Origin of the sequence: Caballeronia sp. GAWG1-1 (genome assembly GCF_023631465.1) — a bacterium.
In the GTDB taxonomy this organism is placed as follows: domain Bacteria; phylum Pseudomonadota; class Gammaproteobacteria; order Burkholderiales; family Burkholderiaceae; genus Caballeronia.
The window spans coordinates 62114-80264 of sequence record NZ_JALQDB010000032.1 but is presented as its reverse complement, the minus strand read 5'-3'; the positions used below and the strand labels follow the sequence as shown (position 1 = coordinate 80264).

At 60.5% G+C, this 18151-nt stretch carries 18 protein-coding genes; 4 read left to right on the top strand and 14 right to left on the bottom strand.

Annotation, left to right across the window (positions count from 1 at the left end):
* Positions 1-29 precede the first annotated feature (29 nt).
* From NCT03_RS21600 to NCT03_RS21590, 3 genes are all read left to right on the top strand, one after another.
* Positions 30-209 (top strand): CsbD family protein, encoded by a 180-nt coding sequence (locus NCT03_RS21600; protein ID WP_244831087.1) that lies wholly within the window; start codon positions 30-32, stop codon positions 207-209.
* A gap of 155 nt (positions 210-364) precedes the next feature.
* Entirely contained in the window at positions 365-832 is a 468-nt protein-coding gene (locus NCT03_RS21595) for a zinc-finger-containing protein (RefSeq protein ID WP_250493843.1), read from the top strand.
* A 42-nt stretch (positions 833-874) separates the two neighbouring features.
* Positions 875-1345 carry a hypothetical protein gene (locus NCT03_RS21590; protein WP_244831085.1) on the top strand — a complete coding sequence of 157 codons (471 nt, stop codon included), beginning with the start codon at positions 875-877 and terminating at the stop codon, positions 1343-1345.
* A 2-nt stretch (positions 1346-1347) separates the two neighbouring features.
* Here NCT03_RS21590 and NCT03_RS21585 read toward each other — a convergent pair whose 3' ends face one another.
* Genes NCT03_RS21585 through NCT03_RS21570 form a run of 4 tightly spaced genes read right to left on the bottom strand, consistent with a single transcriptional unit; the run spans position 1348 to position 5459 of the window.
* Positions 1348-2595 carry an enolase C-terminal domain-like protein gene (locus NCT03_RS21585; protein WP_250493842.1) on the bottom strand — a complete coding sequence of 416 codons (1248 nt, stop codon included), beginning with the start codon at positions 2593-2595 and terminating at the stop codon, positions 1348-1350.
* Positions 2596-2599: 4 nt separating this feature from the next.
* Positions 2600-3907 carry an MFS transporter gene (locus NCT03_RS21580; protein ID WP_250493841.1) on the bottom strand — a complete coding sequence of 436 codons (1308 nt, stop codon included), beginning with the start codon at positions 3905-3907 and terminating at the stop codon, positions 2600-2602.
* Positions 3908-3934: 27 nt separating this feature from the next.
* Entirely contained in the window at positions 3935-4702 is a 768-nt protein-coding gene (locus NCT03_RS21575) for an SDR family oxidoreductase (protein WP_244831082.1), read from the bottom strand.
* A 37-nt stretch (positions 4703-4739) separates the two neighbouring features.
* Positions 4740-5459 carry a FadR/GntR family transcriptional regulator gene (locus tag NCT03_RS21570; protein ID WP_244831081.1) on the bottom strand — a complete coding sequence of 240 codons (720 nt, stop codon included), beginning with the start codon at positions 5457-5459 and terminating at the stop codon, positions 4740-4742.
* A 913-nt stretch (positions 5460-6372) separates the two neighbouring features.
* Between NCT03_RS21570 and NCT03_RS34190 the strand changes: the two genes are divergently transcribed.
* Complete coding sequence (locus NCT03_RS34190; protein WP_350030169.1) at positions 6373-7755, top strand: hypothetical protein; 1383 nt, start codon at positions 6373-6375, stop codon at positions 7753-7755.
* Positions 7756-7770: 15 nt separating this feature from the next.
* Here the strand turns inward: NCT03_RS34190 and NCT03_RS21560 are convergent, their stop codons facing one another.
* From NCT03_RS21560 to NCT03_RS21515, 10 genes are all read right to left on the bottom strand, one after another.
* Complete coding sequence (locus tag NCT03_RS21560) at positions 7771-8535, bottom strand: SDR family NAD(P)-dependent oxidoreductase (RefSeq protein WP_250493840.1); 765 nt, start codon at positions 8533-8535, stop codon at positions 7771-7773.
* 17 nt (positions 8536-8552) lie between these two features.
* The gene (locus NCT03_RS21555; protein ID WP_244831078.1) at positions 8553-9194 is read right to left on the bottom strand and encodes an ANTAR domain-containing response regulator; all 642 of its coding nucleotides are present in this window, start codon (positions 9192-9194) and stop codon (positions 8553-8555) included.
* A gap of 1 nt (position 9195) precedes the next feature.
* Positions 9196-10350, bottom strand: a complete 1155-nt coding sequence (locus NCT03_RS21550; RefSeq protein WP_244831077.1) for a transporter substrate-binding domain-containing protein — start codon at positions 10348-10350, stop codon at positions 9196-9198.
* A gap of 74 nt (positions 10351-10424) precedes the next feature.
* Positions 10425-11411: an acetamidase/formamidase family protein gene (locus NCT03_RS21545; RefSeq protein ID WP_250493839.1), complete on the bottom strand. Its 987-nt coding sequence runs from the start codon at positions 11409-11411 to the stop codon at positions 10425-10427.
* Between the two features lie 13 nt (positions 11412-11424).
* Positions 11425-12132, bottom strand: coding sequence for an ABC transporter ATP-binding protein (locus NCT03_RS21540; RefSeq protein WP_250493838.1), 708 nt, complete (start codon positions 12130-12132; stop codon positions 11425-11427).
* Complete coding sequence (locus NCT03_RS21535) at positions 12129-12839, bottom strand: ABC transporter ATP-binding protein (protein ID WP_250493837.1); 711 nt, start codon at positions 12837-12839, stop codon at positions 12129-12131. Before NCT03_RS21535 ends, NCT03_RS21540 begins: the two co-directional genes overlap by 4 nt.
* A complete protein-coding gene (locus NCT03_RS21530; protein ID WP_244831931.1) occupies positions 12836-13816 on the bottom strand; it encodes a branched-chain amino acid ABC transporter permease in 981 nt (326 codons plus the stop codon). The genes NCT03_RS21535 and NCT03_RS21530 overlap by 4 nt, the downstream gene beginning before the upstream one ends.
* Positions 13817-13882: 66 nt before the next feature.
* Entirely contained in the window at positions 13883-14752 is an 870-nt protein-coding gene (locus NCT03_RS21525; protein WP_244831073.1) for an ABC transporter permease subunit, read from the bottom strand.
* A gap of 63 nt (positions 14753-14815) precedes the next feature.
* A complete protein-coding gene (locus NCT03_RS21520; RefSeq protein WP_244831072.1) occupies positions 14816-16048 on the bottom strand; it encodes an urea ABC transporter substrate-binding protein in 1233 nt (410 codons plus the stop codon).
* Between the two features lie 182 nt (positions 16049-16230).
* Complete coding sequence (locus NCT03_RS21515; protein ID WP_250493836.1) at positions 16231-17973, bottom strand: IlvD/Edd family dehydratase; 1743 nt, start codon at positions 17971-17973, stop codon at positions 16231-16233.
* Between the last annotated feature and the right edge of the window lie 178 nt (positions 17974-18151).

Sequence of the window (18151 nt, the reverse complement as noted above, 5' to 3'; positions counted from 1 at the left end):
TCCCACGCAACCATTCAAGGAGGTTCACCATGAACAAGGATCAAGTTAAGGGTACCGCCGAAAAGGTGAAGGGCAAGGCGAATGAGGCGGTCGGCAAGATGACTGGCGACACCGCCCAGCAAGTGAAGGGTCAGGTCCAGCAAGGCGCCGGCGAAGCTCGCAAGCAATACGGCGACGTCAAGGAAGAAGTGAAGAAGGACCAGCGCTAAGTCGCTAAATGCCTCCAGGAGCGAGCCTTGAGCCGCTCCCTGCAAGTTGAGGTTTGATGCCGGCACGAGAGCTTCGCGCTCACTTGCCGGCATCGTTTCGTTTCGCAGTTTGCGTTTGATATATTGGCCGCTTCCGTCCCTCGACTTATTCAACAATGCGAGTCGGCCGCCCGGTCAAACCTCTGCCTCATCCCGATTGCGACTATTGCGGCGTGCCAGCGACGCTTGTTCGTTCGGGCGATGAAATCTACCCGTATCGCGACGATCACGGCCCGCTCTGGGTCTGTGCGCCTTGTCAGGCGTGGATCGGTGTTTTCCCGCGCAGCACGCGCCTGGTTCCGCTCGGGCGTCTGGCCGATGCCGCTTTACGCGATCTGAAGACAAAACTACACGCTGCCCTCGAACCGCTCGCCCAGGCAAAAGTGCGCCGCGACGCGTGCAATATTTTCGAAGCCCGCGCAAAGGGCCTGAAGTGGCTCGCGCAGCAAATCGGCGCCGATACGGTAAAACCGTCCATCCACTCGCTGGACGCGGCGCAGTGCGAGCGCGCCATTGCGATCCTCGAAGAATTTGCACGCTTACGCCAAAACAACCCTTCAGAAAACGCGTGGGACGAACGTTAACGAGAGAAGTCAACCACGACGGCGCTTCTTTCGCTTATACGCATGTCACGCACCCTTCCTTTTCAGCGTTCGCCGCAGGCTTCGCGCGCGCGGCTGTCCAAAGCGCAACTGCTGCCGATTCCTCGCGCGGTAGCCAACGAACTCGCGTTGCAAGTGCATCTGTCATTGCAAGCGCTGCGTGCCGGCGCCACCGACATCGCACCCGCCCAGCAGATCACCGAAGCGATGCTGCTCGCGCGCTTCCTGTCCGAAGCGGGTCACGGCGACTTCTCCCACGACGCGCTGATGGCCGCGGACCGCATCATGGCCGAAGTATTCGATGGCGGCCGCGAATCCGGCACGTGGACCCTTGCGCCGGAAGCATTCGAGCAGATCGCGGCAATCGTCTCCTTGTACGATCATCAGTTGCAGCGCGCCACGCTCGCCGCCCTGACGACGGCAAGCGAGCGCCTCGACCGCTTCAAGGCTGGCGAAGCGTATCAACCGATGCAGCAACGCCGCGCCTTGAGTTAGCTTCAAGGCGTTTGCAGGCCGCCGTCCATGAGGCGCGTTTGCGTCCATACGGTAACGGCGGCCTCGCAGGGATATTTCGCGGCTTCCTTCTCGTCGATATCGACGCCCAAGCCTGGCTTGTCGTTCGCATGAACGTAGCCGTCGCGAAACTCCGGCAGGCCGGGGAACACATCGAGCAAGGCGGCACGCGGCCCTTTCAGATTCTGGATCACGAAGTTGGGCGGTTCCGTGCCCGACCATTCCTGCACGCCGAAATTACGCGACGCCAGATCGATATGAATATTCGCCGCATGCGCGAGCGGCGACATATCGCCTGGACCGTGCCATGCCGTGCGCACGCCGAACTGCTCCGCGAAAATCTGCAGCTTGCGTCCCGCCGTGATGCCGCCTATCTGACTCAGATGCACGCGCACGAAATCGATCAACCGTTCAGTGATCAGAAAACGCCATTCATAAGGGTTGTTGAACAACTCGCCTTGCGCGAGCGGCGTCGTGGTCTTCGCGCGTAGCTGGCGCATCCATTCGCCTTCTTCCAGCGCGATCGCATCTTCGAGAAAGAAAAGTTCATACGGTTCCAGCTCGCGTGCGAAGCGAATTGCTTCCACTGGCTTCAGGCGCTCGTGCACGTCGTGGCACAACGCGACATCGAAACCGATCTTGCTGCGAATTCCATCGAAGAGCTTCAGCGTATCGCGAATATATTTTCGGCTGTCGAGATAGATGCCATCGGGCGCGCCGCGCGGTGCGCTCTGCGGTGCCTTGCCAAAACCGCCACCGCCATAACCACCGCTTTGACAGCGAATATGCGTGATGCCCTGCTCGCGATATCGCTGAATGTTCTCGCAGAGTTCGTTGAGATCGCGACCATCCGCATGACGATAGATCGGCACGCCTTCGCGCACCTTGCCACCGAAAAGCTGATAGAGCGGCATGTTCGCGAGCTTGCCCTTGATGTCCCACAAGGCCATGTCGATGCCGGAGATCGCGTTGTTCTCTATCGGCCCGTTACGCCAGTAAGCGTTTTGATGCATGAGCTGCCATTGCTCTTCGATAGCTTGCGCATCGCGCCCGATGAGCAGCGGCCGCAAATACTCTTCGATCAGACATTTGACCGCGAGATGCCGGTAGGCGAAGGTCGCGCAGCCGAGCCCATGGAGACCGTCCTGATTCGTCTCGACCTTCACGACGAGCAGATTGATGCCTTCCGGCGCGGTCAGTATGACTTTGACATCGGTGATGAGGATGGCCATGAGGTTACTTCGCAAGAACGGAAGGCGTGGAATTGCCCGCGCCTCCCTTGGGCGTGGAACGTTCACCGGTGGTGGCGGGCACGAGCATCATCAGCACGACCGAAGCGAAGAGCGCCGCAGCCATGAACACATACGATGCGGACGGACTGCCCGTCGCGCCATTCAGATAGCCGACGACCCACGAACCGCAGAACGCGCCGAGTGCGCCGCACGCATTGATGAGTCCGATCGCCCCGCCGAGCACGTTGCTCGGAATGAGTTCCGGCACGAGCGCGAAGAACGGTCCGTAGGGCGCGTACATGGTGCCGCCCGCGATCACGAGCAAGCCGAACGAGAGCCAGAAGTTGGAGCTGCCGACGAGATAGGAGCCGACGAACGCGATCGTTCCGATTAGCAGCAGCGGCCACACGAAGAGCTTGCGATTACGCGTCTTGTCGGAGAGCCACGATGCCAGCAGCATCAGGATGATGGCCGCGAGATAAGGCACCGCCGCGAGCCAGCCGACCGACACGATGTCGATGGTCGAGGCCGCCTTCAGGATGGACGGCAGCCACATGATGAAGCCGTACACGCCGATACTCCACAGCGCGTGGATAGCGCAGCACTTGAGCACGATGGACGACCGAAACGCCGACTTGTAATCGCGCACGGGTGCGATGTGCGCCTGTTCCGAGACGAGACGCGCTTGCAGTTCGGCTTTCTCGGCGTCGCTCATCCAGGTGACTTCGGAGGGACGGTCCTTCACCGTGAACCACCACACCACGGCCCATGCAATAGCCGGCACGCCTTCGATGATGAACATCTCGCGCCAGCCGAAGCTCTTCACGAGATAGCCCGAAACCACCGACATCCACAGCACCGTCACGGGGTTGCCGAGAATGAGGAACGTGTTCGCGCGCGAGCGTTCGGTGCGCGTGAACCAGCGGCTGATGTACATGAGCATGGAAGGCATCACCGCCGCCTCGACGATGCCGAGCACGAAGCGCAGCACCATCAGCATCGGGATATTGCTCACCATGCCCGTCAACGCGGCGCACACGCCCCAGAGCACGAGGCTGATGAAGATGAGTTTCTTGACGCTGTTCTTTTGCGCGTAGATCGCGCCGGGCACTTGAAACAAGCAGTATCCAAGAAAGAACAGCGAGCCGATGAGCGACGACGTCGCATGCGTGATGCCGAGATCGCGGTCGATGCCCGCCGCAGCCGCGAAGCCATAATTCGCGCGATCCAGATACGCAAGACTGTATGTGATGAAGATGATGGGCATGAGATACCACCATCTTTGCGGTGCCACCGTTTTGACGCTATCCATGTTGTCTCCAAGATTCATGGTGATACTTCAAAGCACGGCGAGCCAACCGCCATCGACATAAATGATCTGGCCGTTCACATAGCTCGATGCAGGCGACGCGAGATATACCGCCGTGCCGACGAGTTCCTCGGGCTTGCCCCAGCGTTGCGACGGATTGCTCGCCTTGACCCATGCGTCGAACTGCACGTTATCGACGAGCGCCTGATTCATGTCGGTGAGGATGTAGCCAGGGCCGATGGCGTTCGCCTGAATATCGAACGCGGCCCATTCGGCGCTCATGGCGCGCGTGAGCATCTTCACCCCGCCCTTGGCCGCCGTATAAGGCGCGACGGTGGCGCGCGCGCCTTCGCTCGTCAGCGACCCGATGTTGATGACCTTGCCACCCTTGCCGCGCGCGATCATGCGCCGCGCCGCTTCCTTCGCGACGATGAACGCGCTCGTGAGATTGGTGTCGATCACGCGTTGCCAGTCCGCGAGCGCGAGTTCGACGAGCGGCTTGCGAAACTGGATGCCCGCGTTATTCACGAGGATATCGACCTCGACGCCTTCGGCGTCCCACGCCTCGAAGGCGGCGGCGACCGCGGTTTCATCGGTGACATCGAATGCACGGCCTTGCGCCGTGGCGCCCCGTTCGCGCAGACGGCGCACGGCTTCATCGACGGTATCGGCCCGCGTGCCGTTCACGATGATGCCCGCGCCCGCTTGCGCCAGGCCTTCCGCCAGCGCAAAGCCGATGCCGCGCGCCGATCCCGTTACGAGCGCGGTGCGGCCGCTCAAGTCGAACAACTGTGTCATGCGTAAGTCCTCGGTTGAATCGTTTCGCGTTGCAGGTTCAAAGCGGCTTGTCGTTGAGCGTGCGCGTCATCGCGGCGCGATCGTCGAAGTCCTTCTCCGCCCGCTCGATGAGCGTAAGCACCGCGCGCTCGGCGGCGGCGGTATCGCCCTGTTCGATTGCGACGCAGAGCGCTTCGTGCATCGGCAACGAACGCGCGGGACCGCCCGCGATCTCCGAGCTCAGTTCGAAACTCGTACGCAGGATGGCCGACAGCGCGTTCTGCATCTGCTGGATGAACTGGTTATGGCAAGCGGTGAGAATCGCGCCGTGAAAAGCAAGGTCGGCGGGAACGTATTCGCCCTGGCCCGCGACAGCCCGCTCCATTGCCTTGAATGCGCGTCGAATGTCCTTGCGGTCCTGCGCGGTCGCCCGTTTCGCGGCGAGCTTCGCGGCATTCGGTTCAATGATGAGCCGCAACTCCATCAGGTCCTGAATGAGCGCGTCGTCGATTGCGCCTGCGCGTGCGCGCCACGTGATGACGTCGGGATCGAAAAGCTGCCACTGCGCGCGCGGCAGCACGATGGTGCCGTGGCGGCGGCGCACCTGAAGCATGCCCTTCGCCGACAACGACTTCATCGTCTCGCGGATAGTGATGCGGCTCACCTGCATCTGCTCCGCGAGTTCTGTCTCGGCAGGCAGGATGTCGCCGGGCGCGAATTTGCCGGAGCAAATCTGTTCGCCCATCTCGTTGAGCACTTGACTATGCAAAGTCGGCATTTTTCTATGTCTCTAGATCATACGTATGATTTGGAAGGTATCAATCAAACGGCCGTCAGAACAATGCGGGTTGTCCCTAGCATGGCGTCAGCGAAGGCCGGGGCACCAGGATTCGGCGGTTAGTTGCGCGGCGTCGATCAGACGGCCGTATCTCGCTGGACTTGAGTGCCGCATATGCGCTGAACAGAAAGTCGAAAAGGCATCACCTTCACCGATTGAAAGGCGAGCACAAGCATTAAACTTTGTTCCGTGGTGCTGATCAACGCACCGCACGAAAGCGGACCCGGCGAGTGCTGAACACACGGCCTCACCTACCTACCTTGACCGAAGCGCAGCCAAGCCAAGGTTCGCTTGAAGCAGTTGCAAACAGAAGTTGTCTGAAACCAACGCGTTATCTTTATCGCAACAAAGCGCAGCACGTTTTCCCGCTGTAGCCGTAATGCAGGCCTGAGCGCAATGGTCAGGAAGTGAGCAATGAGCAAGTGCAACGACGAAACCCCGTTCGGCCGATGGCCCAGCGGGGTTTGGTTTTTTTGGACTTTGAAACCGGCGTGATGAACTTCGTTGTCATCGTTCCCTGAATGCCTAAAGTTCGCCACTGCCGCGCCGATAACGTACTTGTTGCAGCGATGCTTATAGGACGATCGGTCGTTCTTGCAACATCGGTTCAAGAGACTTTTCAAGCTTTTCTCAAATGCGAGCTTCGAGGCAAACGATTGTCCGACGCTCGCCGCCCAGGGCCGCGCGTCGTGGAAGACGCAGGCTGACGTGATACCGCTTTAGTGGTCCAGCACCGATCTTCGTGTCGGACGGTTTCGTTCGTCCTCGGATTTGCGTTTATACGGATGACTAACTTCCGTTGCGTCTGGTCCGTGCGGATGATCACGCCTTCTTTAAGGGATTCTGTATCGTTATGAAGACCGTGCCTCTTTCCTTTGCAACCCGTTTTACCGCGCCAAGCGCGATCAAGCTTGCTGCAGCGCTCGCCGCGAGCCTCGTTCTCGCGGCATGTGGCGGCGGCGGTGGCGGAGGCGATGCGAAGGAAGCGTCGAGCACCTCGGCGGCAGGCACTAACTCGTCCGGCTCCGCAGCGACGACTACAACCACGACCACGACCCAAAGCGGCGCTGCATCGGCTTCGGCCGCGACCACCACGACGACGACGGCATCCACGAGCGACACGACGTCGTCCGCGCATACGGTCAGCGGCAGCAACTCGACCAGCAGCAACGACACGACCGTCATCGCGCCCACGGCGCCCGCAGCGCCCGTAACGCCCGTAACGCCCATTGTCCCGCCCGTTGCAAACAACCCTCCGGCGTCATCAGGCTCACCCGCTTCCGGCACGATCGTCACGCCCGTCACACCCGTGACCGTGCACTCGATCTTCTATGGCGCGAACGGCCACAACAACGAAGGCGGCGCCTACGACATATCGAGCCCCGCGCTGCAACTCTCGCAGTTGCAGGATCTAGGCGTGAAGATGTATCGCAACGAAGTGTTCAGCGCGTTTGGTGCGACCAAGCTCGCCGGCATTGCAACGACGATGGCCGCGGGCGGCGTGACCGTCTACCCCGTCATGCTGATGGACCTGAACTACAGCAGCGAAGCCGATGCCTATAACGCGGCCTTCACGCTCGGTCAGCAGACGGCGGCCGCATATCGCTATCCGTACTATGAAGTCAGCAACGAGCTCGAAGCGCTATGCCTCACCGGGAACGTGGACGGCATCTATCCGCAGCACTACGACAACGCGAAGTTTCAGATTGCACGCGGCGTGATCCGCGGCATGATCGCGGGCGTGAAGTCCGTCGATACGGCGGGCAAGATCGTCATGGGCGGCGGCGCGTGGATGCACTACGGCTTCGATCAGATGCTCGCCAACGGCACGCAACCCGACGGCACCACGAATCACCCCATCGTGAGCTGGGACATTACCGCATGGCACTGGTATTCGGATCAGGGCGACATCGTGAACGCTTGCGGCGGCACCGGATGCCACAACGTGCTCGCGGCGCTCGCGCAGTTCAATAAGCCCATCTGGATCAACGAATTCGGTGTGCGTCCGAGCTATGGCACGGACACGCAAACCGCGAACTATCTGGTCGGCAACCTTATGATGGCGGAGTTCGTGCTGCTCGCGAGGCAATACAACATCCAGTCCATCCAGACTTACGAGCTCTATGACGACCCGGTGGGCGGCGAAGGTCCCTACGGCCTGATGCAGAACGACGGCAGGACCATCAAGCCGAAGTACACGGCGTTCAAGAACTTCGTCGCCGCGAACCCAATGTAAGGGCCGCTGTGCCGCTCAAAGCTGCACGCCGCGAGTGAGCGCGCCATCGACGACGAAGTTGGCGCCGCTCACGAAACTCGCCGCCGGACTCGCGATGAACGCAACGGCGTTCGCGATCTCCTGCGGCTTTGCCATACGTCCTGTCGGGTTCAACGCGAGCGCCTTGGCGAAGAGCTCGGGATCGTTATGCTCGATCCAGTCCCACACGCCGCCTTCGAAGTACACATTGCCGGGCGACACCGTGTTCGCGCGAATGCCCTTCGCGGCAAGCTGATTCGCAAGCCCCTGCATGTAGTGAACGAGCGCCGCCTTGAAAACACCATACGGTCCCGCCGCGAAATCGATCTCGCGTCCCGACACGCTGGAAATGGCCACGATAGACGCAGCCGCGCTCTGTTCGAGGTAGGGCATGGCGGAATTGACGAGATGAACCGTGCCGAGCAAGTCGGTCTCGAACTCCTTGCGCCACGATTCGATGTCGTTGCCGATAGCGAGCGCGCTCACATTGGCGACGATGATATCGATACCGCCCCAGTCCTCTCCAACGCTTTGCACCCAGGTCTCGAGCGCCGCGCCGTCGGCGACATCGACGGCTGCGCCCAGCGAACGCGCGCCGCTCAGTTCCGCGAGCGCATCCGCCGTGCTTGCCACGCTTGCCGCATCGCGCGCACAGATGGCGACATCAGCGCCCTCCTTCGCCAGCGTCTGTGCAATGGCCAGGCCAATGCCCTTGGTCCCGCCCGTGACGATCGCTTTCAATCCCTTGAGTTGCAAGTCCATGTCCGTGGCTCCTGTGCCTAACTTTCCTCTCCGGGCGCGGCGCAGCGTTTGAGCTGCAGCACTTCGCCCGCTTGAATGACCGAGTGACAGATATCGTCGATAGTCACGCGCTTTTCCATCGCCTGCGCCCTGAGCATGTCGTAAGCCTGACTCTCGCTGATCTGATGCATGAGCATGAGGATGCTCTTCGCCTCGCTCAAATGCCGACTGTCGAGCAGCTTCTGTTCGAGCTTCGCAATACGCTGCGTATGTTGACGCGCGCGTCGTGCGTGATAGAGCGCCATGACGATGGCCGACAACAAGCCTGACGCGCGTATGGGCGTGGTGATGATGCCGTCCGATCCCATCTTGATGGCCTGATCGATAAACGTCGGGTTCTCGTAGCCGATGACGCAGATGAGCGGCGGCGCGTCGGGACCGAGCCATTCGTCCTGCGGCGCGCGTTCGTCGGGCCGCAACGCGCGAAACACGAGATCCACGTGATCGGGCAGCACATCCGTGGGCGGCCACACGCGTTCGACCTCGAAGCCAATGCGTCGCAAATGGCTCGTCAACGTGAGGCCGTCGTCATCGTCCGGATGCACGACGATCACGCGCGGACTGCGCTCCAGAATGGAGCCAGTCAGACTGCGCTGTCCTCTGTCGCCTCGCGTGCTCACGTCAGTAGTCCCGCAAGCTCAGCTTGGTCACCCAATCGCCGAGCGTCTGGTGCGTCATATAAGGATCGGGCGCGACCGCGATCTTCGACTCGCGCAACACGCTGAAGTGACCGTCTTCATTCGCGCGGCCAATACGCGGATACAACGCCATATGATGATTCACCGGGTCGATACGCACGCGTCCCTGCGGCGCCGCATACTCCGCGCCGAGCAGATGCGGCATGATCGTGCCGATCTCGTCCGAGCCCGCGCGCGCGCAGGCTTCGGCGAACATGTGCATCTGATAGTACGCAGCCTCCCAGTTCATGTCGGTGGGTGTATCGGCGCCAAAGCGCGTCTGATGATGACGCACGGCGGCGTGATTCTCCGGCGTATCGATGCTTTGAAAATAAGGCGCGGCCGTGTAGTGTCCTTGTGCGATTCCTCGTTCCATTGCATGAATCTCGGTCTCGGACGTGTTGAGGCTAGCAATGGGCATCACCGCGGGATCGAGGCCGGCGCGCGCATAGGCTTCGTAGAGATACGGCACCGTGGCGCCGATCAGCGTGCAAAAAATCCAGTCGGGCGATTTGCGTTTGATGTCCGCGATGACTTCGGCGAACGGCTCGCGCGATACATCGAGCGGAAGATAACGTTCACCGAGAATCGCGCCTTCCGGATGCTGCAACAGCAACTCCTGCATCGTGCGGTTGCACTCATACGGATAGACATAGCGCGAGCCGACCATATACACACGCGCACCGAACGTCTCCGTCATGAAGTCGGCCAACTGCACGCCATTTTGATTCGGCGATGCCCCGCTATAAATGATGTTGTCCGAATACTCGAAGCCTTCATACTGCTGCGAATAAATGAGCAGACGATTGTGCTTCTCGACCACCGGCAACATGGCCTTGCGGCTCGTGGACGTGTAACCGCCGAAGATCACGTTCACGCCGTCTTTCATGATGAGCCATTCCGCCCGCTCTCTGAATGCCGCTGGGTCGGACGCGGGATCGTAATGAACCGCCACGAGTTCGCGCCCGCCAATGCCACCGCACGCGTTGATCTCGGCCATTGCAAGCGCCGCCCCGCGCCATTGCGAACGTTCGAGCAGTGCAGTCGCGCCGCTCGTGGAAGAAAGCAGGCCCACTTTGATGGGATCGGACAAAGCCATAGCGTGACACGCTCACCGGAAATGTACGGACGCGCAACGCGTGAACTCGAGCGTCGCACGCCTTTATTTGAGTGTTATTTCAGGTAGCGCTTCGCGACCATGGCGCCCACCGTGTATTTCGGATCGACGAAGTTGCCGAGCCGAACCTTGCCTACCTGACTCAGCATCATATATGCATCCCACTTGTCGAAGCCATATTCGGCGGCCATCCACAACACGAGCTCACGGTACGCAATGCGCGTGGCGTCTTCCAACGGACGCGCACTACCGATACTCATCAGCGCGTCTTCGTTTTCGAGTCGCGGCCAATCGATCTTCCAGCCCTTGATGAGATCGACGCGCACCGTCGTCGTGCTTTGATACTCCACCGCCGTGCCGCACACTTCGCCATCGCCCTGGCAGGCGTGTGCATCGCCGATAAAAAGCCGTCCGCCTGGCGAGCGCACCGGCAAGTAGGTGATGCTGCCTGGCCCCATGTCGGGCACATCCATGTTGCCGCCGTGCGAATCCGGCGTGAGCGAGTTGATGGAGTCGATCTCCGGCGAAAGACTCAAGGTGCCGATATGCGGCTTGTACGGCAACGTATTGCGCTTGCTCCAATAGACGTTCTCTTCGTCGATCTTGATCTTGCGCACGATCTCGGGCAGCGGCTCGTTGAGAAGCGCCGTGTAGTCCGTGCCCGTGAGGCCGCCGAAGTTGGGGATCATGCAGCAGAAGCCGTGCGGGTCGTCACCGCGCGGCGACATCTTTTCGATGTACACGGCCACCACGTCGCCCTTCTCCGCGCCTTCTATCATGACGGGTCCGTTCTGCGGATTGAGAAACGGCACGGTCAGCAGTTCGGACGGCTTGTCGGTCTCTTCCTTGATCTTGCCTTCGAAGGCATCGCGCGTTTCAACTACGATACGGTCGCCCGGTTTCACATGCAGCACCGGTTGCGAATAAGGACCGATGGTGTAGTGGAATGTCTGCTGCAACTCTTCCGTGAGATGGTGCTCAACCGGCTCGCGGTTCGCGCCGACGCCACGTTTCATCATGATCGAATCTTCAAGCCATTTCATGTCCGATGCTCCTTCACAGTGCCAGATACTGGCGAATCAGTTGTTCGTCTCCGAGTTGCGCCGGGCTCAGGGTATCGACTATGCGGCCCTTGTCCATCACGCAGCAGCGCGACGCAATGCGCTCTACCATGCCCATGTCCTGCTCGACCAGCAATACGCCGATACGCGCCTCCCGCGCAATCCGTTGAATGGTGTCGCCGATGAGCGTGACGATCGACGGTTGAATGCCCTCGGACGGCTCATCGAGCAACAACACCTTGGGCGCGCTGATCAACGCGCGCGCAATCGCCAGTTGCTGTTGTTCGCCGCCGCTCATGGTGCCCGCCCTTTGCCGGTAACGCGCCTTGAGAATCGGAAAGTACTCGACGACTTTCGCCTTCATCTCGGCGGCCTGCGCGCGATTAGCCTGTGCACCGACCTGCAGGTTCTCGGCCACGGTCAACATGCCGAATATCTCGCGCCCTTGCGGCACATAACCGATGCCTTGCTGCGCTCGCACGTAAGGCTTCGCATGCCCGAGCTCGACGCCATCGAGCGCAATGCTTCCCGCGCTCAACGGCACGAGTCCGATCAACGCGCGCATCAACGTGGTCTTGCCCACGCCGTTGCGGCCGATCATTGCGAGCACTTCGCCGCGTTCTATGCCGAAGGACACGCTATTCAACACGCGTCCGCCGCCATAGCCGCCTTCCACGCCCGATACCTCGAAGAAGGCGCTCATTGCTTCTTCCCCAGATAAACCTCGGCAACATCGTCGCGCGCGAGAATTTCATCGAGCGGACCATCGGCGAGAAGGCGTCCGCCGTGCAGCACGCTCACGCGCGTTGCGATCTGCTTCACGAAGGTCATGTCGTGTTCGACGACCATCATCGTGAGACCATCGTCGCGTAGTTGCTTGATGAGTTCGCCGGTCGCGTGCGTCTCTTCCACCGACATGCCGGCCACGGGTTCATCGAGAAAGAGTAGCTTCGGGCGCAGCGATACGGCCATCGCTATTTCAAGCCATTGCTTCTTGCCGTGCGAAAGATTGCGCGCCGGTACATGCTCTTCCTGCGCGAGCAAGAAGCGTTGCAAGAGTTCGTCGATGCTCTCGGGCCTGTCATCTTTCGCGCGATGCAGCGACAGTTGCAGATGCTGGCGCACGGTGAGGTCCGGGAACACGCCGGGTATCTGAAACTTGATGCTCATGCCCATGCGTATGCGCTCATGCGGCAACACATGGTTCATGTCGCGGCCGAGAAAATACACGCTGCCGTCCGATGGTTTATGTTCACCGGTAATGAGCTTGAAGAACGTGCTCTTGCCCGCGCCATTGGGACCGATCACGCAACGTATCTCGCCCGCATCGATCTGAAAGTCGATACCGTTGATCACATGCGCGCCGCCGAAGTGCTTCTTGAGCGCGCGCGTTTCGAGTAAGGCCGTCAAGATTTGCTCTCCTTGTGCGCATTGATCGCGCCATGCGAATGCGTCCGGTCGCGTTCGAAGAGTCGTCGCAGCAACTTCGCCGACGATGGCAGCAAGCCTTCGGGCGCCGCGAGCACGACGATCAGCAGGATCGCACCCATCAGAATGAGCGCGTACTGGCTGCCGTACACCGCGAGGTTCTGCGAGAGCCACACGAGCAATGCAGTGCCGATGATCGCGCCGCCGATGCTCTGCCTGCCCGCGGTAGCCACCCAGATGACGGGCATTGCGGCTGCGGTGAGTCCCATCGTCGATGGCGTGATATAGGACCCCCAGATCGTATAGAGCGCACCGGACAGGCCGCCGAGCGTGGAGCCGAATACGAAGATCATCCACTGATGCCGGCGGATATCCACGCCCAGCATTTCCGCGCGCTGCGGGTTCTCGCGGATCGCGACGAGCGTGAGTCCGAAGGTTCCGTCGAGCAGGCGTTTAGTGATCGCATACACGATCAGCAGCAATACCAGCACGAGGTAATAGAAGCTCGCGTTCTCCAGCGTGAGCGTGCCGCCGGGCCACGGAATGGTGAGCTGCGGCATGCCGCCCATGCCGTTGTAGCCGTTGAGCGGCGCCTGTCCGATGGTCCATTGCGGCCCCGCCGTCTGCGCCATGAACGTTTCGAGCACGAGCGTGACCGACAAGGTCACGATGCCGATGAACACACCCTTGATGCGCCCGTAGAAGATCATGTAGCCGATCAACGCGGCCACCACGACGCTCACCAGCAAGCCGACGATCACGCCGAGCCACGACTGATACCAGTAGTCGCCGAAGTTGAGCGTAAAGACGCCATACGTATAGCCTGAAAGCCCGAAGAACGCGGTCTGTCCGAACGAGAGAATGCCGCCGTGGCCCCACATCGCCGCAAGTCCGACGGCGCTGAAAGCCCACACGAGACAGTAGGCGAGATTGCCGCTTGCGGTGGCGTCGATCACCATCGGCAAGCAAAATGCGACGAGCCACGGCAGACACTTCAATGCGATTGATTTGTTCACACGAGGCTCCTAACGCAAGCGGGTGAACAGATTGCCGAGGCCTTGCGGCATCAGCCGGATGACGACGATCACCGTCACCAGCAAGCCGATCTGCCCGAACAACTGACCATACGATGCAGTGAGCGCCGTCTGTATCACCGCGAGCACGGCAGCGGCAGGCGTGGTGCCCGCAATGACGTTGGCGCCGCCGACCACCACCGAGACGAACGCCTGCACGATGAAGTTGCTGCCCATCGTGGGCACGGCGGTCATGGTCGGTGCATAGAGCGCGCCGGTCAGCCCCGCGAGCCCCGCACCGAGCGCGAAGGTCAGCGTGTAGAGCCGGTCCGTGCGCAAGCCGAGACATTGCGCGATGTTCGCGTTCTGTATGGTGGCCCGTGCGCAGACGCCATAGTTGGTCTTGAAGAACAGGAGGTACAACGCGAACAGAATCACGAGCGCGATCACCGGCAGGACGGCGCGATACACCGAGAACGAGTATTCGCCGACATAGAACGATCCGAACGGCGTGCCGATGCCTTCTATCGACGGCCCGGCGACCAGCAGCATGGTCTGTTGCACGATAAGGCTGATGGCCCACGTTGCGACCACCGAATCGAAGAGACGGTCGTAGAGATGACGTATCACCAGACGTTCGATGACGACACCCGCTATCGCAGCGGCGATCGCGCCGAGCAGCATCGCGAGCGGTAAGGGCACGCCGCGCTTCGCCGCGATGATCGTCACATACGCGCCGCACATGATGAATTCGCCATGCGCAAGGTTGATCACGCCCATCATGCCGAAGATCACGGCAAGACCGAGCGCTGCGAGCACGAGATAAGCGAAGCTGTCGCCGAATTGATAAACGAGCGAATAAAGTACGGACACCGTGGCCATGAATGCGTCACCCAGGTTGCCGGCGCGTTTCGCTCGTGACGAGCGGCGCGCCGTTTCCTCAACTTACGACTTCTTCGGCAGATTCGTCGGCGTGTACTGACGATGATCCGGCTTGTTCGGCAGATCGCAGCCGACCTTGCCGAGCCAGTAAGGCTGCACGTCGTCCCATACTTTCGGAATGTCGACCGAGTGATCGTCCTTCACATGCACGAGGTAGATCGTGTGGCTCACGTGATGGCTCTTCGGATCGATACACACCTTGCCCTGCGCGCCTTCCGTGCAGATGCCGCTTTCCAGCGCCTTTTGCACCGCCGCCTGATCAGTGGTCTTGGCCTTTTCAGCCGCCGCCTTGTACAGATAGATGGCGTCGTAAGCGTTGGCCGCTTCCTGGTTGATATACGGCTCGTTCGGGAACTTGGCGTGGAAGCGCTTCTTGAAGTCGTTGCTCGCGGGGGTATCGACTTCCTCGACATAATTCGCCGTCACGTACATGTCCTTGAGCGCGGGCGGTTTGAAGCGCTTGTGCTCGTAGGCCTGGCCCACGTTGACCGAACTCGCCATCGGCAAGTTCAGATGCGCGGACGCTTGCTGCTCGTAATAAGAAGCCTGATTGGCGCCCACCAGCAAGGTCACGACGAAGTCGGGCTTGGCCTTCTGAATGTTCTGAATGGTCTGGCCGAACTGCGAAACGGAAAGCGGAATGAATTCCTCGCCGACCATCGTGCCGCCATTTTCCTTGACGATATTGCGCACCCATTCCGCCGAGATCTGGCCGAAGTTATAGTCGGCCGCGATGGTGTACACCTTCTTGCCGAACTTCTGCATCATCCACGGCAGCAAGGTCGAGAACTGCTGTTCGGGAACGGCGCCCGTGACGAATGTGGTGCTGTCGCAGACGCCGCCTTCGTACTGGTTATCGTAGAAATAAAGTTGCTTGGCGCGGTCCATGATCGGACGAATGGCCTCGCGCGACGCGCTGGAGAACGCGCCGAAAATCACGTCGGGTTTGTCGGTCTGAACGAGCCGCCGTGCAAGCTCCTGGAACTTCGTATTGTCGGACTGCGTGTCATACGCGATCAACGTGATGGGGCGCCCGAGAATGCCGCCCTTTGCGTTGATTTCATCGACGGCGAGTTGCGTCGCGTGGATCTTCGGGATGGTCGCAAGCGCAAAGTTGCCCGAAGCATCTTCGAGCAAGCCGATTTTCACGGGGTCCGCCGCGCTGGCAGCAAGCGACGAGAGACCAAGTCCTGCAAGCAGGGCCAGACGCATCCAGCCAGACGGCTTTGGCAACATTGAGGTTCTCCAGGAAAACAGACAAAAAAAAGCCCCCTGACGAACGCACGGTTCGTCAGGGGGCTTCTACGCCGGGTCCTCAGGCGGACATCGTTGTCGGGCCGTAAGGAATGGAGTCGATACTAGTGCGCCGAAATTCGCGTTGTCAACGAGAAATCAAAATAGTTCGGTGCGCTTCGTGTCTAGTGCGAGTGACGCGGCACCTCCGCGCCCCGGCAGCCCACGAGAAAGTCGAAGTCACAGCCTTCGTCGGCTTGCAGCACATGATCGACATAGAGCTTGCGATAACCGCTCTGGTCCGCGGGCGTCTCGGTCTTCGCCGCCTTCCATGCTTCGAGCCGAGTGTTGATCTCCGCTTCGTCGATATCGATACGCAGCACGCCCTGCATGGCATCGAGCTCGATCCAGTCGCCGTTGCGCACGATAGCCAGCGGACCGCCCGCGCGCGCTTCCGGTGCAACGTGCAGCACGACGGTGCCATAAGCGGTGCCGCTCATGCGAGCATCGGATACGCGCACCATGTCGGTCACGCCTTGCGCGAGAATCTTGGGCGGCAAACCCATGTTGCCGACTTCAGCCATGCCCGGATAACCCTTCGGTCCACAGTTCTTCATCACGAGCACGGAGTCTTTCGTGACCTCGAGTTCGGGATCGGCAATTCTCTGCTTGTAGTCGTCGAAGTTTTCGAACACGACCGCGCGCCCGCGATGCTTGAGTAACGACGCCGTCGCCGCCGACGGCTTCAGCACCGCGCCATTGGGCGCGAGATTGCCGCGCAGCACGCACAGGCCGCCGTCTTCCACGAGCGGTTTGTCGAGCGGCCGGATGACTTCGTCGTTATAGAGCGGCGCTTCCTTGCAGTTCTCCCAGATCGAGTGGCCATTCGCGGTGAGCGCGTTTGGATGCGGCAGCAAATTCGCTTCGCCAAGGCGCCGCAGCACCGCAGGCAAGCCGCCCGCGTAATAAAACTCCTCCATCAGAAAGCGGCCCGATGGCTGAAGGTCGACGAGCGTGGGCGTGCCGCGTCCGACGCGCGTCCAGTCGTCGAGTTGTAAATCGACGCCAATGCGCCCCGCAATCGCCTTCAAGTGAATGGCCGCATTGGTCGAACCGCCAATGGCCGCGTTCGCGCGGATGGCGTTCTCGAATGCTTCACGCGTGAGGAGCTTCGACAGTCGCAAGTCTTCGAGCGCCATTGTGACGATACGCATGCCGGACAAATGCGCGAGCACATAGCGGCGTGCATCGACGGCAGGAATCGCGGCGTTGTGCGGCAAGGTCACGCCGAGCGCTTCGGCCATGCACGCCATGGTCGATGCGGTGCCCATGGTGTTGCAGGTGCCCGCCGAACGCGACATGCCCGCTTCCGCCGACATGAATTCGTGAATCGATATCTTGCCCGCCTTCACTTGCTCGCTCAGTTGCCACACGACCGTGCCCGAGCCGATGTCGCGCCCGTGATGCTTGCCGTTCAACATCGGCCCGCCCGACACGACGATGGCCGGCACGTCGCAACTCGCCGCGCCCATCAGAAGTGCGGGCGTGGTCTTGTCGCAACCGACGAGCAGCACGACCGCATCGACCGGATTGCCGCGAATGGCTTCCTCGACATCCATGCTCGCGAGATTGCGTGTGAACATGGCCGTGGGACGCAGGTTCGATTCGCCATTCGAAAACACCGGAAACTCGACGGGAAAACCGCCCGCCTCGAATACGCCGCGCTTCACGTGCTCGGCGAGCTTGCGGAAGTGCGCATTGCACGGAGTTAGTTCGGACCACGTATTACATATGCCGATGATCGGCTTGCCTTCGAACTCGTGATCGGGAATGCCCTGGTTCTTCATCCAGCTTCGATACATGAAGCCGTTCTTGTCCGCGGTGCCGAACCAGGCGGCCGATCGAAGCTTACGTTTTGGCTCATCCATGTCTTTTACCCACTCTTTGAGAGATGCTGGAAATAGCATGACTATTGCGCTTCATCTTACCGGGAAAACGCTAATCGAAACGTGCGTGAACGCTGCATATAGTTTGGCTAATTCGGCGAGAGGCAATGCTGCAGCGAAGCAAACCGAGTGCTTCGAGCTTCACCACGCCGAACCTGAG